Origin of the sequence: Pontibacter arcticus, assembly GCF_003284895.1 — a bacterium.
Lineage (GTDB): Bacteria > Bacteroidota > Bacteroidia > Cytophagales > Hymenobacteraceae > Pontibacter > Pontibacter arcticus.
In genome coordinates, this window is record NZ_QMDV01000004.1 from 222117 (window position 1) to 239021 (window position 16905).

Annotated in this window: 15 protein-coding genes; 4 read left to right on the top strand and 11 right to left on the bottom strand. The window is 43.4% G+C overall.

Annotation, left to right across the window (positions count from 1 at the left end):
• Positions 1 to 142: 142 nt before the first annotated feature.
• On the top strand, positions 143 to 904 hold the full coding sequence (locus DP923_RS13785) for a DUF547 domain-containing protein (RefSeq protein ID WP_112306448.1): 762 nt from the start codon (positions 143 to 145) through the stop codon (positions 902 to 904).
• 95 nt (positions 905 to 999) lie between these two features.
• Entirely contained in the window at positions 1000 to 1374 is a 375-nt protein-coding gene (locus DP923_RS13790; protein ID WP_112306449.1) for a hypothetical protein, read from the top strand.
• A gap of 89 nt (positions 1375 to 1463) precedes the next feature.
• On the opposite strand, the gene DP923_RS13795 is transcribed toward DP923_RS13790, so the two are convergent.
• From DP923_RS13795 to DP923_RS13810, 4 genes are all read right to left on the bottom strand, one after another.
• Complete coding sequence (locus DP923_RS13795; protein WP_112306450.1) at positions 1464 to 1832, bottom strand: hypothetical protein; 369 nt, start codon at positions 1830 to 1832, stop codon at positions 1464 to 1466.
• A gap of 480 nt (positions 1833 to 2312) precedes the next feature.
• Entirely contained in the window at positions 2313 to 2723 is a 411-nt protein-coding gene (locus DP923_RS13800) for a response regulator (RefSeq protein ID WP_112306451.1), read from the bottom strand.
• A 6-nt stretch (positions 2724 to 2729) separates the two neighbouring features.
• The gene (locus tag DP923_RS13805; RefSeq protein WP_112306452.1) at positions 2730 to 6068 is read right to left on the bottom strand and encodes a PAS domain S-box protein; all 3339 of its coding nucleotides are present in this window, start codon (positions 6066 to 6068) and stop codon (positions 2730 to 2732) included.
• A 454-nt stretch (positions 6069 to 6522) separates the two neighbouring features.
• The gene (locus DP923_RS13810) at positions 6523 to 6744 is read right to left on the bottom strand and encodes a hypothetical protein (RefSeq protein WP_112306453.1); all 222 of its coding nucleotides are present in this window, start codon (positions 6742 to 6744) and stop codon (positions 6523 to 6525) included.
• Between the two features lie 516 nt (positions 6745 to 7260).
• On the opposite strand from DP923_RS13810, the gene DP923_RS13815 reads away from it, so the two are divergent.
• On the top strand, positions 7261 to 9039 hold the full coding sequence (locus tag DP923_RS13815) for an aminopeptidase P family protein (protein ID WP_112306454.1): 1779 nt from the start codon (positions 7261 to 7263) through the stop codon (positions 9037 to 9039).
• A gap of 264 nt (positions 9040 to 9303) precedes the next feature.
• Here DP923_RS13815 and DP923_RS13820 read toward each other — a convergent pair whose 3' ends face one another.
• The 4 genes from DP923_RS13820 to DP923_RS13835 all read right to left on the bottom strand — a co-directional run bounded on the left by DP923_RS13820 (position 9304) and on the right by DP923_RS13835 (position 13397).
• The gene (locus DP923_RS13820) at positions 9304 to 9942 is read right to left on the bottom strand and encodes a hypothetical protein (RefSeq protein ID WP_112306455.1); all 639 of its coding nucleotides are present in this window, start codon (positions 9940 to 9942) and stop codon (positions 9304 to 9306) included.
• 244 nt (positions 9943 to 10186) lie between these two features.
• Positions 10187 to 10714, bottom strand: coding sequence for a CopD family protein (locus DP923_RS13825; RefSeq protein WP_112306456.1), 528 nt, complete (start codon positions 10712 to 10714; stop codon positions 10187 to 10189).
• A 389-nt stretch (positions 10715 to 11103) separates the two neighbouring features.
• Positions 11104 to 12480 carry an oxygen-independent coproporphyrinogen III oxidase gene (hemN, locus tag DP923_RS13830; protein ID WP_112306457.1) on the bottom strand — a complete coding sequence of 459 codons (1377 nt, stop codon included), beginning with the start codon at positions 12478 to 12480 and terminating at the stop codon, positions 11104 to 11106.
• A gap of 200 nt (positions 12481 to 12680) precedes the next feature.
• Positions 12681 to 13397, bottom strand: coding sequence for an acetolactate decarboxylase (locus DP923_RS13835; RefSeq protein WP_165838197.1), 717 nt, complete (start codon positions 13395 to 13397; stop codon positions 12681 to 12683).
• 196 nt (positions 13398 to 13593) lie between these two features.
• Here DP923_RS13835 and DP923_RS13840 point away from each other — a divergent pair, with 196 nt between their 5' ends.
• On the top strand, positions 13594 to 14697 hold the full coding sequence (locus DP923_RS13840; protein WP_112306458.1) for an alanine racemase: 1104 nt from the start codon (positions 13594 to 13596) through the stop codon (positions 14695 to 14697).
• A 173-nt stretch (positions 14698 to 14870) separates the two neighbouring features.
• On the opposite strand, the gene DP923_RS13845 is transcribed toward DP923_RS13840, so the two are convergent.
• From DP923_RS13845 to DP923_RS13855, 3 genes are all read right to left on the bottom strand, one after another.
• Positions 14871 to 15194, bottom strand: coding sequence for a 2Fe-2S iron-sulfur cluster-binding protein (locus DP923_RS13845; RefSeq protein ID WP_112306459.1), 324 nt, complete (start codon positions 15192 to 15194; stop codon positions 14871 to 14873).
• Positions 15191 to 16204, bottom strand: coding sequence for an NAD(P)/FAD-dependent oxidoreductase (locus DP923_RS13850; RefSeq protein ID WP_112306460.1), 1014 nt, complete (start codon positions 16202 to 16204; stop codon positions 15191 to 15193). Before DP923_RS13850 ends, DP923_RS13845 begins: the two co-directional genes overlap by 4 nt.
• A gap of 275 nt (positions 16205 to 16479) precedes the next feature.
• Positions 16480 to 16809 (bottom strand): hypothetical protein, encoded by a 330-nt coding sequence (locus tag DP923_RS13855; RefSeq protein WP_112306461.1) that lies wholly within the window; start codon positions 16807 to 16809, stop codon positions 16480 to 16482.
• Positions 16810 to 16905: the final 96 nt, after the last annotated feature.

The window sequence follows — 16905 nt, forward strand, 5'->3', positions numbered from 1 at the left end:
CAACAGGTTTTTGGTTTTTTTATTACTATTAACGTGGATAAACCTTTAGGGTGGCAACAGGTTAATGATCGAGGCAAAGATAATAAAGCAATAACTACCTTCCGGCTTGTTTATTGCAACAAGGCCATAAAATCAGATCCAAGTGAAAAATAACCTGAAAGTGATTCCGAAACTATACGTTGTAGCCATCATGCTGCTGTTAATTGTTACTTCAAAAGCTGAGGCAACTGTACAAAAAGTATATCATATAACCTTTTTTGATCAGGTAGATCAGCTTTTGAAGGACCACGTCCGGGGTGGGCAGGTGCGCTATACGTTTTTGCAGCAGCGTAAAAAGGAACTGGCAAGTATAACACAACAGATTGCGACCTATGATCTAAGCAAAGCCTCGGCTAACGAGAAAAAAGCCTTTTATATTAATGCCTATAATATGCTGGTGTGGCAACAGGTAATTCACTACTACCCGGTAAAGTCTGTGATGGATATAGCCGGTTTTTTTGATGCAAAAAAGTATAACGTAGCGGGAGAGATGCTGACTCTGAATGAACTGGAAAAGAAAAAGCTAATAGCTCCTTACAAAGATGCCCGCATCCATTTTGCGTTGGTTTGTGCAGCCAAGTCCTGTCCGCCGCTACTGGCTAAAGCATTCAGGCCGGCTACGCTAGATGCCCAGTTAGAAGCGCAAACCAAACAGACCTTGCAGGATAAGAACTTCATCAGAGTAGATGCTAAAACAAACAAGGTACAGGTATCAGAGATATTTAGGTGGTACGAGGCAGACTTTTTAAGAGAGGCGCCAAGTATAGTGGATTACATCAACAAGTATTTACCTAAACCCTTGCCGGCCAAAACGGTGGGTTACTACACTTATGATTGGGCGTTGAATGATACCAGCTTACAGTAGTATTTAGTGTATTTATTATGTAAAGTATAAATTTGTATAATTGAACAAGTGGTTCTTCGGCGCGTATACGATATCATAACTAAAGACACCCAACCATGGAAAATATAGAAAACGAAGAAGAACTGAAAAATACCGGCGGACCTAAAAACGTAAACAGCGATTACAACCAGCGGGTAGGCATGGGGAACCAACCAGACCCAAGTGCCAAACGAAATGTAGCCCAAAACGGAGATACCGAACGCACCGGCCAGAAAGATCAGTTACAAAACCTGCACATTGGCGGAAACGAAGCAACAGGCTACGGTGCCAACGACCCTAAAAGTATAGAAAGTCATGCGCAAGGCCCTGGCTTTGAGTTTGAAGGAAGCGATACTGCCATGGATGATAGCGTTTCGGGCATCCGGACAGGTGACCAGAAATTTGGTGACGATGAAAAAACAGCTGATAACGCCGACCACAGCCGCATTTAAACATAAAGGTTCTGATAACAAAAAAGGCTGCGAAGATTTTCTTCGCAGCCTTTTTTGTTATGGTATAAAGCCCTGATCAGGCAATAAATTTAGTTCTCTTCAGAAGAAGCCATAAAGCGTACTTTCTTTTCCTCTTTGTACACAGCGTAGGCTTGCAATTGGTTAGGCTTTAAAAACGAAGTAAGCGTTTTCTCGTATCCTTTCTCCAATTCAGCGATCTTTTCTGTTTTCAGTCGGTCATCCTGGCTGTAAGCCCTCAGAATCTCATCTGTTTTAGCCACATGGCTGCGGTTTAAAGCTTTTAATCTGATATACTCTGCTTCGTTTAAGCGCAATTTGATAGACATGGAGCGGGTCAGTTCAAGGCACTTTCTTTCTCCTTCAGGAGATAACTGTACCTGAGCAAATGCTAAAACACAAGAAAAAAGTAATGTTACGGTAAGTAAAAATTTTTTCATTTGGGCGTAAAGTATAGATAGATACAGAGTATTTAATTGCGTTTAACTGTTGCCGTAAATTATATATATCTATTATTAGATATAACTTACGCCCGAAGGTACTTTATAGTTTTGAAAATGCGATACTTTTATTAATATTTTTTTAAAAATTTACTTAATATCTTATTATGTTAATATTAATACTGTAATAGTGCAATGTATTGACTATTTTTTTAGTTATTTAGGATCAAGCATAGAAAATATGGGATGTAGAAAGTATACTTCATGCTTGATATCAAATTAACGATAGTCTTATTAACACAGGTTGTACTGGTTTATACGCTTTAAATATAAGAAAGTAGCCACAATGGTTTCTTTAAATTAAGGATAATAAATAGTAGGTGAGAAGTATGAACGCAGGATGGCAGAGTGTAAAAAGCAAATGCCAGCTGGCATTACGACCAGCTGGCATTTGCTTTTTAAGTATAAGGCAGGTGTAGATTACCGACCGATAAATTCTTCTTTGATAAACTCTAAGATTTCAGGAGATAATGGTTTAGAGAAAAAGTCTTTTACTTCCAGATGGTTTTTAGCAGATATGATGTCTTTTCTATCTACCGCCGAAGATAGCATGAACAGGCAGCAATTGCTTGTGATGTGTTCAGGTAACATGCGATATTCATCTATAAAAGACCAGCCATCCATACCGGGCATGTTAATATCCAGAAAGATTAGGTTTGGGAAGCTTTCAGGCTTTTCAGCTGCTGCAGAACTTAAATAGGCAAGAGCGTTTTCAGCCCGCTCAAAACTTATAACTTCCTCCGCAAACTTCTCATTTTTAATGATGCTTTCACAGACAAAATTATTAACCTGATCATCATCAATTAAAACAACCTTCTTTAACAAACTCATTATAAGCTAACTTTTGAAATATATGTTAAATGTAGTACCTACGTCTACCTGACTTCTAATTTCTACTTTACCACCCAACAGCTCGGCCTGTGTTTTAACTAAATGCAAACCCAGTCCCTTGCCCTCAATGTTAGAGTGAAAACGTTTATAAAGGCCAAAAACCTTGTCTTCTACTTTTGTTAAATCAAGACCAATGCCATTATCTGAAACGCTTAGACAAATATAGTTAGGAACTTTTGAAGTTTTAATTTTTAAGTGCAATTTTCTTTTTTCTGATCTATACTTTATTGCATTGGAAGCCAAATTTAAGAGGATGCTGTAGGCATAACTGCGTACCGTTTTAATTTTTGAAGTTGTGTTAAAATCATATTCTATACAGGCTCCTGCATTTTTAATCTCTTCCGATAAACTAAGTAACACCGGCTGAAGAAGATCTTCCAGGTACACTTCTTCTTTTACTTTATTTATTTCGCTTCGGATGGTTAGCAGATCATTCAGGTCGCGGATGGTGGTATCCAGCAGGTTAGCAGATATTTCCAGTTTATCTACTACTTTTAAGTTAGCGGGCGCGTTCGGCTGCTCACGGTTATAGATGGATGTGAGGCCTAAAATATTTGCAATAGGTGCCCGCAGGTTGTGCGATACGATATAGGCAAACTGCTGCAGGTTCTGGTTCTGTCTTAAAAGTTCTTCGGTCAGATCCTGCCGTTTTTCCTCAGCCAGCTTATACTGTGTCATGTCAGCCGCAGAACCGTCTACACGTAGAACTCTGCCATTTTCATCCAACAAAGGCGACATTCTCAGTAATAGCCATTTCTGGTTGCCATTGGCATCTGTTATCCGGACTTCAAATTGCTGTTTCTGGCCTAACTTAATTTGCGATACTACATGGCTAAGTATATACTGCTTATCTTCTTCGTGTAATATTTCGAGCCAGGTATGCGCGCAATTCAGAAATTTATCGCCCGGGTAGCCCGTAATCTCAGCGCATTGGGGGCTGATGTACGTGATCTTTAAGCCTGCATCCGAAGAAAAAATAATCTCAGGAATGTTCTCTATTGTGGATTGAAGCAAATTCTTTGCTTCTGTTATTTCCTGTTTAGCAAGAATCCTTTCTGTGATATCCTGCACGGCCCCTACAAGTTTAACCGGGTTACCAAATTCATCGGTTAAGACCTCACAAACCTGCGAAATGTATTTTATCTGCCCGTTGGGAAGCTCTATTTTATAGTCTGAAGTATAATCTCCGGGATATTTAATTAACTGGAGATACTTTTCCCGGGCTTCATCTCTGTCATCAGGGTGCAGAAAAGAAGAGGCAGCTTCCGGAGTCAGAATAAAATCTTTTTTAAGATTGTAAATGGCATACATCTCTGCAGACCAATGTACCAGCCTTCGCTGCAGATCGAATTCCCAGTTACCGATATTAGCCATCTGCTGCGCTCGGGCAAGTTTTACCTCATTTTGGCGGATTGTTTCGATCGCTTTCTTTTGTTCTGATATATCATTGATAGAAAGCGCAACAGCCAGTATTTTATTATCCGGGCCAGTAACGGGCCTGAATGTAACCTCATGCCAGAAATCATGTTTGCCTGTTTCGTACCGGATCGTTTCTCCTTGCAAACATAACGCATGGTGTTGCACAAAGCTTTCGGACATTCCTTCTGTAATGTAGCCCATGATATTTTCACCTGTTTCAAGTTTTTTCATCTCGAACTGGAATACATCTTCAGCGGCAACCGCATTATAGGCAATAATGCGAAGGTGTTCATCTAACAGGAAAATGGCCTGCGGCGAGCTGTCCAGTAACGCTCGCAGGTTGGCTTCGCTTCTTACTAATTCGTCCTGAGCTTCTTTTTGAGAGTTTATGTTTATAAAAGTACCATTCCAAAGCACGGTACCATCTGGCTTGCGGGTAGGCAGGCTATGGCCCCGAATCCAGATATGTTTTTGCAAAGCAGGTTGCCACACCCTGAACTCTTTTTCCCAGGGTGTTAGCTTCTCGTAAGATACATACAAAGATTCCTGCACAACCAGAAGATCGTCGGGGTAAATGGAAGCGTACACAACATTAGCGTTGGCATAGATTTCCTGGGGAGTAACACCAAAAAGATCGATGATGCCTTCACTTACATAAGGGAAATCGAATACCTTAGCAGGTGTAAGCTGGAACTGGTAAACCGCACCCGGAATACTGGAGCTTACTTCGCGTAATTGTTTTTCCTGGCGTTCGAGCTTTTCAGTGGCCACTACCTGGTCGTGTATGTTGATAGCAATAACAACCCGTGGCTTTTGCTGGTCCATGTCCGGCAGCGGTCTGGATTTAACCAGTACATTAAATGTACTGCCATCTTTTCGCCGGTGCAGGCGGGTGCTGGTTGCAACCGAAGACTTATCTATCTTGTCAAGATGGGCAGTTAAAGGTTCTACATCATCGTCAGGTCTTATATCAAGTATCGTTCTTTCCAAAAACTCTTCTCTGCTTAAGCCATATTCATTTACAGCCGCTTCGTTCACTTCCAGAAACCTGAAGGTGTTCTGGTCATAGATCCACATGGGCATAGGGTTATTGTCGAAAAGCCCTTTGTATTGTGTTTGGCTGTCATTTAAGGCTTTTTCAAGCTGAATGCGCTCAGTAACTTCTGTATTGAGCGCGATATTTTCCTGTTTTAGCTGCTTGATGATATAATACATCAACAGAGATGTGATCACAACGGCCAGCACAGCCAGCATCAGGAGTGTGTAATAACTTAAAGCTGCATCAGATACAAACTCCAACGCTTTGTCTCCATTCTTATTTGTAGAATCCCGGATATGGTCGTTAAAACTATCGATAGCGTCTTTATAACTAACATAAGCAGGAAGCAGGTTAGAGCGGTTAAACTGTGTTGCTTCCTTTTGCATTTTCTGATTGCTGAGGGAAAGCAGTTTCCAGACTTCCGTATAGTACAGCGCACGTTCTTGCTGGAGGCTCTGAAAAAGCTCTACGCGGTTATCCTCTACAACTGTACTTTCCAGCGCCTGTAATTTGGTAGTGTTCTCGGCGTTTGCTTGCCGGATAACGCGTTCTAAATCAGATTTCAGTTTGGGGTCCGAAGTAATGAGATGCCCCATGACCTTCGTATACACGAGTTCTTCGTTGTCATGTAGCGTGTCTATCAGGTCAAGTTTCTGAAAAGCGGTAGAAACCTGTTTGCTGTAAGTTTCACGGATATTTTTAAATCCTATAAAAGAGATTGCACTCAGGGCAATTAAACCAATAGCAAGTACTGAAAACGAAATAGTTATAAATCGGATCGTCCTGTTCTGGTTATTCGTATATGGATGTTTATTGTCGTTTGGCATTATGTAATGCGCTGAAGGTCACAGTTGTCGAATGATAAATATAAGGCTAACAGTTAACAACTAATAATTATATATCGGGATTGTTAGATTATTAAAAATTAATATTACTTAGATTATATGTTAAGCCGTTGATTTTAATAATAAGAGCATCGGGGATGTAGCTGGTGTACAACCATTACTTGTGTATACTCTCGTGATAATTAGTGTTTTAGTTAAAAAAAATTGGTCACTAAAAATGAGATCATACTTCAGGTAATTTTATAATGGGCTATACTATTTTATAAAAGTTATACTTTGTGGTTTCCTGCTATAAATGCTGGTTTTGCCAAATAATACAGTTTTGCTTTTAAACTAGGGGAAAATGCCTGAAAATTAAAAGCCCTTCTGTCTGCAGCTTTGAAAGCTACAAGCAGAAGGGCTTTATACCCGGCTAAAGGTTGAAAGCGCTATATGCTTACAGACCCGTCTGGATCCATTTTGTTCGTTTTTGTTTTGCTGGGCGCACTTGTTTGCGCTGTAATCTGATATTATCGGAAGGGGTGCGTACTAACTGCTGGGCAAAACCATCGTTATGTTCTAAGATACCACCTTTTAATTGCCAACCCATTGGCAAAAATCCTGCTACTTCTGTTGCCAACACCTCCAGGTCCGGAGCAACTATAATATTGTATTCCATAACGATTTCCTTTTCTATAGTTCTAATGTATTAATTAATTTAATAGGTTGTATTGGCGCGCTACGTTTTATTTTAAAAATTGTTGAAATTCATTTTATTATTTATTGAATTAAAGGAATAGTATAAAATATGGGTGCTTTAATGAGTAAATTAATAATATAAATACTAAATTAGTAACACAGGCTAGAGCTGTTTTGAAAGTATAATCTGATAAACCAAGGATTTATCAGCTCCATTTATCCTAAAAAACAGAAGCACTACTATTAAATAAAAAATAGTATTATTCCTTTAATCTGATAGAAGTATAATTACAGGTTACTTTATTAAGTATTAACAAAGCAGGGGCCAGAAATTAATAGCCTAATCAAAGATCTGTACTTTAAAATTTGGCGTAGGCAGAGGCTTATAAAATATAGTTGGCAGCAAATTAAAAGAGGTGTAGTGGAGATAAATCAACTTCGCTGCCTGATTATCGCCATCTTTTTTTAATTTGCCATAACACGAAAGCCCTAAACTATGAGCTATAAAGAAAGATTATCTGCCATCCGCAGCCAAATGAAGGAGCACGGCATAAGTGCCTACATTATTCCATCCGCCGATCCGCATATAAGCGAGTACCTGCCAGATCGTTATAAGTGTATTTACTTTGCTTCGGGCTTTACCGGCTCTGCGGGCACGCTGGTGATAACCGAAGATTTTGCCGGACTCTGGACCGATGCGCGCTACTTTGTACAGGCAAACGAACAACTGGAAAATTCCGGTTTTGAGCTGGTGAAACTGAAAGTACAAAACACACCCGAGTACATTACCTGGCTAGGCGAGAAGTTTGACAAAGGTGCAATCGTAGCTTTTGACGGCAAACTGATAGCGGTTAACCTGGCACAAATGCTGGAACAGGCATTAGCCCCTCAAGGTATAAAACTGGCCCCTGAATACGATTTGCTTGATCCGATCTGGGAAAACCGACCTGCTTTGCCAACTGCACCAGCTTACCTGTTAGGCGAAGAAATCACGGGGAAATCATTGACCGATAAGTTAACAGAAGTTCGTGCTTCGCTTCAGAAGCATAAAACAGGCACGCACCTTATCTCTTCACTGGATGATATGGCCTGGCTGTTTAATATGCGTGGCTCCGATGTAAAATGCAACCCGGTGGTGTTAAGCTTTGCCCTGATCAGCGCGGATAAAGCCGAACTTTATGTAGATGAAAGTAAACTAAGCGGCAGCGATAAAGCTACCTTACAGCAGGCAGGCGTTACGTTGCAGCCTTACGAAAGTATAGAACAGGCATTGGCGGGTTTGTCCTCTGACAGTTCCATTCTGATAGATCCGAGGCGTACCTGCTTTGCCTTATATAATAAAATACCGGCTGGCGTGCGCATTGTACAGGATACCAACCCAACCACCGTTTTTAAAGCAGTAAAGAACAAAACGGAGATCGAAAATACCCGCATCACGATGGTGAAAGATGGCGTGGCGCTTACCCGTTTCTTTAAGTGGCTGGAAGATAATATCGGCAAAACTACTATTACCGAACTTTCGGTGGCAGATAAAGTCCTGGAGTTCAGAGCGCAGCAGGAGGGTTTTGTGGGCGAAAGCTTTGATACCATTGCCGGTTACCGCGCGCACGGCGCCTTGCCTCACTATAAAGCCACTCCCGAAAGCGATGTGGAACTGAAAGCAGAAGGTTTATTTTTATTAGACTCTGGCGGACAATACCGTACCGGCACTACTGATATCACGCGTGTGGTATCGCTGGGAAATTTAACGGAGCAGGAAAGTATAGATTATACGTTGGTATTAAAAGGGATGATTGATGGTGCAACAGCCCGTTTCCCGAAGGGCACGCGTGGTTACCAGATTGATGCCATTACACGTAAGCCGCTCTGGGATTATGCCCGCAACTATGGCCATGGTACCGGCCACGGCGTTGGCTTCTTCCTGAATGTGCACGAAGGACCACATGTATTTAATGCCACGCCAACCCCCATCGATATTGAGCTGGGCATGATCACATCAGTGGAGCCCGGTATTTACCGCCCGGACCAGTACGGCATTCGCATCGAAAATCTGGTATTAACGATTGAAGACGAAGTAAACGATTTCGGTGAGTTTTATACGTTTGAGCACCTGACTGTTGCCCTGATCGATACAACGCCTGTTAAGGTAGAGTTGCTGGAAGCGCACCAGTTAAACTGGCTGAATGCCTACAACCAGATGGTCCTAGACCGTGTTGGCCCGCACCTGAACCCCCAGGAACTAGCCTGGCTGAAAGAGAAAGCAAAGGCGATTTGAGTTGATTTTTTCTATTGTTAACCCACCCCTAACCCCTCCGTGGAGGGGAATTCTCTCAAGTATAAATTCCCCTCCTCGGAGGGGTTAGGGGTGGGTAATAAATTATCAGAAAAGTATTACTAACAAGTTCAAGAGGATGTTGGCCGTTGTTGTGTGTTTTCACCAACAACTTGTTGGTCAGATGACACAATAAAGGGGGGGATACTTCTTATTTTTGAAAAACGGCTATACTTGCAGGTGCAGGTATAGCCGTTCTTGTTTTAATTATTTCGGGTCTTGCCAGGTATCCAGCTTTATTTTTTCGATGAGCAGGTAGTTTTTAAACTGGTGGATCATTTTGTCCATTTCAAGTTCTTTTTCTTCCAGTGCCGCTACTTCTTCATCCGATATTTGCAGTACCGGGCGCAGGCGGTCCAGGCTTTCCTGCATGTTTGCCAAGGCTTGCGCTATATGTGCTTGTACTTCTTCGTTTACTTCTTTAGATGCGTTTTCTTCTAACTGTTTCATATATACTTCCAGAAACTCGGCCATGTGCCAGGGGTTGTTCGGGCGGTTCCAGGTAAAGGTTGTGTTACAGCGGCGGCAACGGTAGGTATTACTTTTCCAGCCGTGTTCGTTTGTAGCCACACCGTTTTTCTTCAGCATATCGGCTTTGCCGCACTTGGGGCATTGTGCGTTTTCTTCTATTATTCTCTGCAGGCGCTCGCGTTTGTCCAGTATGGCGGCGCGGTTTTCGGCATGCATGTACAGCTGGGTTTCCAGATTTTGGCAGGCGTTGGTCAGCTGTGAGTGGTCTTCGGTCAGTTCGCCGGTTTGCGCCAACGCCACAGCCCGCTTGCTGAAAAACCGGATCAGCTTCATCAGTTCTCTTTCGTTTGGTTTCAGGTTAGCGTTAGTCGGCATAGTTTAAGTTAAAAAAGTTAGTATGAGTTAGAAAGTCGGGCTAAGTTAAAAAGTTAGATATTCAGAAAGTTAGAAAGGGGGATATAGTTGAGCAAGAAGTTTTCCTCATTCAGTCAAAAACAAAGTATAAATCCGCTAAAGATGTGCTAACCAAAGTATAGACGAAGCAAAGTGTCTGATTAAAAAGCCATACTTTAGAAAACCAGCTTTCTAACCTTTTAACTTTCTAAATTTCTAACTTAAATTAACCTTCTCTGGTTCGTTTGTAGATACGGATAGCCAGCATCAGGATAACTGAAAATACGATTAGCCCGATAAGCCCCCAAAGCATACTCAGGCTGCTTTTAAGCACCACCAGGAATACGATACTGAACAGGAAAAGCGTGGCTACTTCGTTCCAGATGCGTAATTGGGTGGATGTATACTTTAGAATGCCTTGCTGCTGCTGCTTAAAAAGGACGTGGCACAGGAAATGGTACACGTATAATCCCGCAACAAAACACAACTTCCAGACGAGCCAGCCCGGCACCGAGCCATACAAGTACAACATGCCCAACCCGAAGATAAACGTCAGCACAGCCGATGGCCAGGTAATACCATACCACAGCCTTTTCTGCATCAGGGAAAATTGTTTCTGAAGTATACTTTTCTCGGGTTCGGGTTTTTCGGCGGCTTCAGCGAAATAAATAAACAGGCGCACAATATAGAACAGGCCCGCAAACCAGGTAACTACAAAAATAATATGCAGGGCCTTAACGTAAAAGAAGCTCATCTGAAACTGTTTTTTACAAAGGTAAGGTATACGTCGGAATAATTGGTGAAGACTGTTCAGCTTGCACCAACCTGAAAAAAACGCTCATCTCCTTATCAAGATACTATCAGCGCACAAGTATAAATATTTACTCTGCCGGTTTGTAAGCCTGAAGTACTTAATGTGCGGATTTATAACTCGATTTTTAGCTTTTAATCAACCGGCAAAGTATAAAACCGGAATAAAAATCGAAAGAGCCGAGACTGCATAAGTTGTTCCGGAATAAACAGATTAGGATCTAAAACAAAAAGCCCTTCCGGTTTACCGGAAGGGCATAAGCAGCAAGCCTTTGTAACGATGTTAAACCTTACCTTAGCAAATGAAACAGGAAGGCTGCGCTGCCATTTTTGTTAAACTGATCTACTGAATACAGGTGTGGTTGGCTCCGATTCCCAGAGGCGGGCATCAAAACACATGGCAATGTTTCGTAAAAAAGTTTTTCCGGCCGGTAATACTTCCACAAATGTGTTTCCGTAGGCTACCAGCCCATCCTCGGCTAAAGGTTGTAATCTTGTTAGGGCATCGGCAAAGTATGGCTGCTCGGCCTCGCTCCACGATGTATAAAACCGGCACATCAGGTTAAGGATATGCGCTCGTATCAAAGTATCTTCTGCTGTCAGGGCGTGGCCTTTCAGGATGGGGAGTTTGCCTGTTGCGATGCCAGCTTCATAGGCTTCCACTTCTTTTACATTCTGCAGGAACGCGGTACCTGTATCGGAAATGCTGGATGCGCCCAAAGCGATCAGCAGTTCGGTATGGCGCGGCGTGTAGCCCATAAAGTTGCGGTGCAGCGTGTTTTGCTCATAAGCAATGTTCAGTTCATCATCCGGCAGGGCAAAATGGTCCATCCCAATTTCAAGGTAACCGGCTTCCTGCAATAGCTCGCGGCCCAGCTCATACAAGGCACGTTTTTCATCCGGCGATGGCAGGTCGGCATCTGAATAGCGGCGCTGTGCCTTACTTTTCCAGGGCACGTGGGCATAACTATAGAAGGCGATCCTTTCGGGGCGCAGCTCTTTTACTTTCTCGATGGTATGGCGAATGCTGTCTTGAGTTTGGAACGGCAGGCCGTAAATAATGTCACCGTTCATGGAAGTATAGCCAATGGCGCGGGCATCATCAAACGTAACTTTAGTGCGCTCGAATGTCTGGATGCGGTTGATCACAAACTGTACTCTTGAGTCGAAATCCTGAATACCCACACTCAGCCTTCTGAAGCCCAGTTCATACAATACTTCCAGTTGTTCGCGGTTGGTAGCATTGGGGTGTACTTCCAGGCTAAAGGCTGCATCTTCGGTTATATCAGCTTTCTCGAGAAGTAAAGTAAGTAACGTTTTCAGGTTTTGCGCATTGAAAAAAGTGGGCGTTCCACCGCCCAGATGCAACTCCGTGATGCGCGGGCGCTCTTCGAATTCTGCCAGGTAGATTTCCCACTCCTGCAATATAGCCTGCAAATAGGGTTCTTCTACGGCGTGGTTGGTGGTGATGCGCTTGTTGCAGCCGCAGTAGGTGCAAAGTTTTTCGCAGAAAGGCAGGTGCAGGTATAAACTGATGCCTTCGGTGCTGTTTGTTTTCCGGAAAGCCTGTTTTACGTGTGCCATCCATTGCTCCTGTGTTAGTGGGGTTTCGTCCCAATAAGGCACGGTAGGGTAGCTGGTATAACGCGGCGAAGGCACATCATATTTGGCTAGCAGTTCGGAGGCGGTAGTTAAAACAGTCGTGTTCATAGCTTCTGGTTGTATCAGCGCCCGTTAACTGGGCTGCAATTGATACTACAAAGGTCTGAAGTAACGGCTGTGAATTAAATGATAAATATCAGTTGAAAAGGGAGATTATTGTCAGGTTTAAAGAGGCTGGAAGTATAATCTTTTAAGATTATACTTCCAGCAACCCAAAATTCAACTTTATTGGTGTGTATCTGCAGTTTTTACTCTGCCGGTAAGTAAAGTTTAACCGCTCCTTTCTGAAACAGCACATCATCTAAATGGCCCATTTTTTTACGATCGGCCGTTATCAGGTGCATGTGCAGGTAGGTATCGTGATGCGTGAAAATGGCTTTGTGTTCTGTAGAAAAGAAACCCACTATTTCTGCCTGTTCATTTTCGAGTTTATAGTTTATCTGTCCTTCGTGGGCCTGGTCCGGAGAACTCACTTTGGAGCCTTTCGGCAGATTTACAATATGGATAGTTGCCTGCTCCACTGCACCTGAAAGCTTAAACATAAATGGCCTTTGCGAGGCTTTGGTTTCTTTATCCAGGTACTGCTCCAATTCTTGAATGGTCTGTATGTTTTCCGGCAGGTTTTGTTCTTTCCATTTTGAAATGTTGGCATATCCGAAAAAGGGCGCTTTCAAGTTATAGGTTTCTTCTACCAGCATGGTTGTGTCCGAAGTAACAGTCGATTTATACGATTTACCATCCAGGATCAGGATCTCTCCTGTTAGATATTCCACAGGGCCGAGGCCGTATAAATTTGTCTTGTCTGCGATGGTATCAAGTTGAATGTTGCCCTGGAGTTGCCCTTTCCACATTACGTTTTTCATCTCACCGACAACTTTTACTGTATGATCTGTTTGTTGCGTTTTTGTTGCGCAGCCTGTAAAAGTCAAAACGGCAAGGCCTAATAGTATGGTGTTGAAATTCATAGTATAAAATTGTTTTTACGTTGATGGCTGTAGCCGGCACTACAGCTGTTAAATTAGCTTAAAATTAAGTTAATCTCTTTTGAATTTAAAAAAGGTTCAGCTTTCAACTTAAAGCTACGTTCTTATTTTTAATACCTGTTAAATCATTTACATTGCCTGAAGTATAAAAGTGATGTATCCTCAAAAGTAGAATGCCATGAACATAACCGTACCAACGCTCTTGCTCGATCAGGAAAAATGCAGACGCAACATACATAAAATGGCAGCGAAAGCCGACCAAAATAATGTGAAGCTGCGGCCGCATTTTAAAACACACCAATCTTGGCAGGTGGGCGAGTGGTTCCGGGAAGCGGGAGTAGACCGGATAACGGTTTCATCGTTGCGGATGGCCGAGTATTTTGCAAGCCACGGCTGGACGGATATTATGGTAGCTTTCCCGGCCAACATCCTGGAAATGGAACGCATTAACCGGCTGGCCGCCACTATAAAACTACACCTGGTTGCTGTAAATTCAGAAACGATTGAGGCCTTGGCGCAAGGGTTGCTGCATCCGGTTTATACCTGGCTCAAGATCGATACCGGCTATCACCGCACCGGCATACTTCCAACCGATCATGGGCACATCAGCTTAACTTTAGAAAGTATAAAACAAAGTGTAAACCTGTATTTCTCGGGTTTCCTGGCACACGACGGCCATACCTATAAGCAAACCGAAAAAGCAGCCGTGCAGGCCATTCATAACACAACGGTCAGTGCATTGCAGGAGCTTCAAACAAAGTATAAACCGCATTTTCCGGACCTGAAGCTTTCGTTAGGCGATACGCCTTCGTGTAGTATGCTGGATGATCTGAGTGGTGTGGATGAGATCCGGCCGGGCAATTATGTTTTTTACGACCTCACGCAGCAGCACATCGGCTCCTGTACTTTTGATGAAATTGCAGTTTGCATGGCTTGCCCGGTAGTGGCCATTCACCCGGAGCGCAACGAAATTATACTTTACGGCGGCAGCGTGCATTTCTCGAAAGATGTTTTGCCGCAGGCAGATGGCAGCTTATGTTTTGGCCGGATTGTGGAGCTAACCGAAAGCGGCTGGACTGCGCCAAAAGAGGGGATTATGCTGGTGTCGCTTTCGCAGGAACATGGTATCGTAAAAGCGAGCGATGCGGAACTGGCAAAGTATAAAATCGGCGATCTGCTGTATGTGCTACCTGTTCACTCGTGCCTGACGGCGGATGCCATGCGGGGTTATACTACGCTGGAAGGTGAGCAGCTGGAACATTTATCGGGGTTGCTAAAGTAAAGGTTGGAGCCTGTACAAAGAGATTACCTCTGAACTTGTAAACCCACCCCTAACCCCTCCTGAGAGGGGAATTCGCTCAAGTATAAATTCCCCTCCTTGGAGGGGCTAGGGGTGGGTAAGTATACTTTCAAGTACGCTGCCAGGTATAAACAGCATGCCTGCAAGTATAAATGTTAAGCTTCGGGCATAATGCGCAGCACTATGCCATCCAGTTCTTCGTTTACACGCAGCTGGCACGACAGGCGGCTTTGCTGGGTAGCGTGCGGCAACGATTCCAGCATATACGCTTCGTCGTCGCTCTGCTCGGGTAGTGCTTCGCTTTCCAGTACCTCTACATGGCAGGTTGCGCAAATAGCCATTCCACCGCACAAAGCCTGAATATCGTACTCATTTGCTTTCAGCACTTCCATAACCGAAAGGCCCATATCGGTGGGTGCTTCGAGGGCAATGCGTTCGCCGTTTTCCTGGGCTACATAAATGGTTATGGTGTCTTTCATGTCAGTTCCTGTATGCCGTTCACGGTAGTATATTTCAGCACGAATTTTTTATCTGGATACACAATGTTGTAAGCGCTTTGTGCCATCAGGGCCGCCTCATGGAAACCGCAAAGTATAAGTTTCAGTTTGCCCGGGTACGTGTTGATGTCGCCGATGGCGTAGATGCCTGGGATATTGGTAGAGTAATCAAAGGTGTTTACCACGATCGCGCTTTTCTCCAAATCCAGTCCCCAGTTTTCCAGCGGGCCAAGCTTCGGAACCAAGCCAAATAACGGAATAAAGTAATCGGCTTCGATCTGATAAGGTGCCTCGTTATCAACCAGCACCGTTACCGCTTCCAGTTCGTTTTCGCCGTGCAGCTCGCTTACATTCGATTTCAGGATGAGTTTGATCTGGCCTTCTTCTGCCATGCTCATGACTTTGGCCGCAGACTCAGGCGCTCCTCTGAACATGGTGCCACGGTGTACCAGGGTCAGTTCTTTGCAGATTGCCGCCAGGTAAATAGTCCAGTCTAAGGCAGAGTCGCCGCCACCCGAAATTACCACGCGCTTGTCCCGGAATGTTTCCGGATCGCGCACCATGTAGGTTACGCCGTTGTTTTCATACTTTTCCAGGTTTTCGATGGCTGGTTTGCGGGGCTCAAAAGAACCCAGGCCACCGGCAATCACTACTACTTTGCAGGCAATTTCGGTACCGGCAACAGTGGTTACTATAAAAGAACCGTCTTCCTGTTTTTCAAGGTCTTCTACGCGCTCGCCTAATGTAAATGTAGGGTGAAAAGGGTCAATCTGTTGCTCCAGATTTTTAACCAGGTCGCCGGCCATCACTTCCGGAAAACCCGGAATATCGTAGATCGGTTTTTTAGGATAAATCTCGGTTAACTGGCCGCCAACAGCTGCCAGCGCATCTACCACATGGCAGCGCATTTTTAAAAGTCCGGCTTCGAATACGGCAAAAAGTCCTACGGGGCCTGCGCCCACTATACATATATCAGTTGTTATTCTTTCCATTACTGCGTCAGATTTTAGTCGCTCGGTTAAAGGCGCAAAATTACAACGGCCTTTAGAGCTTCCCTAATAAAATACTTTAAAATAAACGGTTTAGCTGGTTAGGATGATGTGCGGTTATGCATCAGTAAATGTTCGGTCGCGGAATTGTAACATGCTTTTCAGCATAACACCGATTGGCTTACTTTGTTGCAGGTATTTATACTTTGTTCAGCCTGCTTAATGTGATTATTAGCCACAACAAAATTAATTTATACTTCCTGAAAGTATAGATTACTCTATTCCTTATCGTTTTCCAGAATTTTTAAAATTGCATTCCTGACTTCTGCGATCGGCTCGGAGTTCAGTACTTTCCGGGAATAACGGTCCAGGCCGATTTCAGCTAACACCTGCTGCAGTTTCATAACATAAGAGTCGATATCATTTGTGAGCAGCACCACTGCTTCCGGGTTATTTTTTATCTCTTCATCTACCAGGTTTATCTTCAGGTTCTCAGCCTGTTTTATTTCATTTTGCAAAGTAGATGTGATGGCTTGTAAGGATAGGCCTTCTTCAAAAAGGCGGTTTAAGAGCATGTTAGCATTCAGATACCTGTTTTGAGTCGCCATTTTTTTGTTACGAAGGAAGGAAAACGGATTTGTAGTAAAGCACTATGCAGTACCTGTAATTGCCTTATAATGTTGTGGCGGAAGTCTGCTTTATCA

Excerpts from the sequence above, each read along its gene's own strand:
- DP923_RS13790 (WP_112306449.1), top strand. The coding sequence starts at position 1,000 with ATGGAAAATATAGAAAACGAAGAAGAACTGAAAAATACCGGCGGACCT.
- DP923_RS13795 (WP_112306450.1), bottom strand. The coding sequence starts at position 1,832 with ATGAAAAAATTTTTACTTACCGTAACATTACTTTTTTCTTGTGTTTTA.
- DP923_RS13800 (WP_112306451.1), bottom strand. The coding sequence starts at position 2,723 with ATGAGTTTGTTAAAGAAGGTTGTTTTAATTGATGATGATCAGGTTAAT.
- DP923_RS13805 (WP_112306452.1), bottom strand. The coding sequence starts at position 6,068 with ATGCCAAACGACAATAAACATCCATATACGAATAACCAGAACAGGACG.
- DP923_RS13810 (WP_112306453.1), bottom strand. The coding sequence starts at position 6,744 with ATGGAATACAATATTATAGTTGCTCCGGACCTGGAGGTGTTGGCAACA.
- DP923_RS13815 (WP_112306454.1), top strand. The coding sequence starts at position 7,261 with ATGAGCTATAAAGAAAGATTATCTGCCATCCGCAGCCAAATGAAGGAG.
- DP923_RS13820 (WP_112306455.1), bottom strand. The coding sequence starts at position 9,942 with ATGCCGACTAACGCTAACCTGAAACCAAACGAAAGAGAACTGATGAAG.
- DP923_RS13825 (WP_112306456.1), bottom strand. The coding sequence starts at position 10,714 with ATGAGCTTCTTTTACGTTAAGGCCCTGCATATTATTTTTGTAGTTACC.
- hemN (WP_112306457.1), bottom strand. The coding sequence starts at position 12,480 with ATGAACACGACTGTTTTAACTACCGCCTCCGAACTGCTAGCCAAATAT.
- DP923_RS13835 (WP_165838197.1), bottom strand. The coding sequence starts at position 13,397 with ATGAATTTCAACACCATACTATTAGGCCTTGCCGTTTTGACTTTTACA.
- DP923_RS13840 (WP_112306458.1), top strand. The coding sequence starts at position 13,594 with ATGAACATAACCGTACCAACGCTCTTGCTCGATCAGGAAAAATGCAGA.
- DP923_RS13845 (WP_112306459.1), bottom strand. The coding sequence starts at position 15,194 with ATGAAAGACACCATAACCATTTATGTAGCCCAGGAAAACGGCGAACGC.
- DP923_RS13850 (WP_112306460.1), bottom strand. The coding sequence starts at position 16,204 with ATGGAAAGAATAACAACTGATATATGTATAGTGGGCGCAGGCCCCGTA.
- DP923_RS13855 (WP_112306461.1), bottom strand. The coding sequence starts at position 16,809 with ATGGCGACTCAAAACAGGTATCTGAATGCTAACATGCTCTTAAACCGC.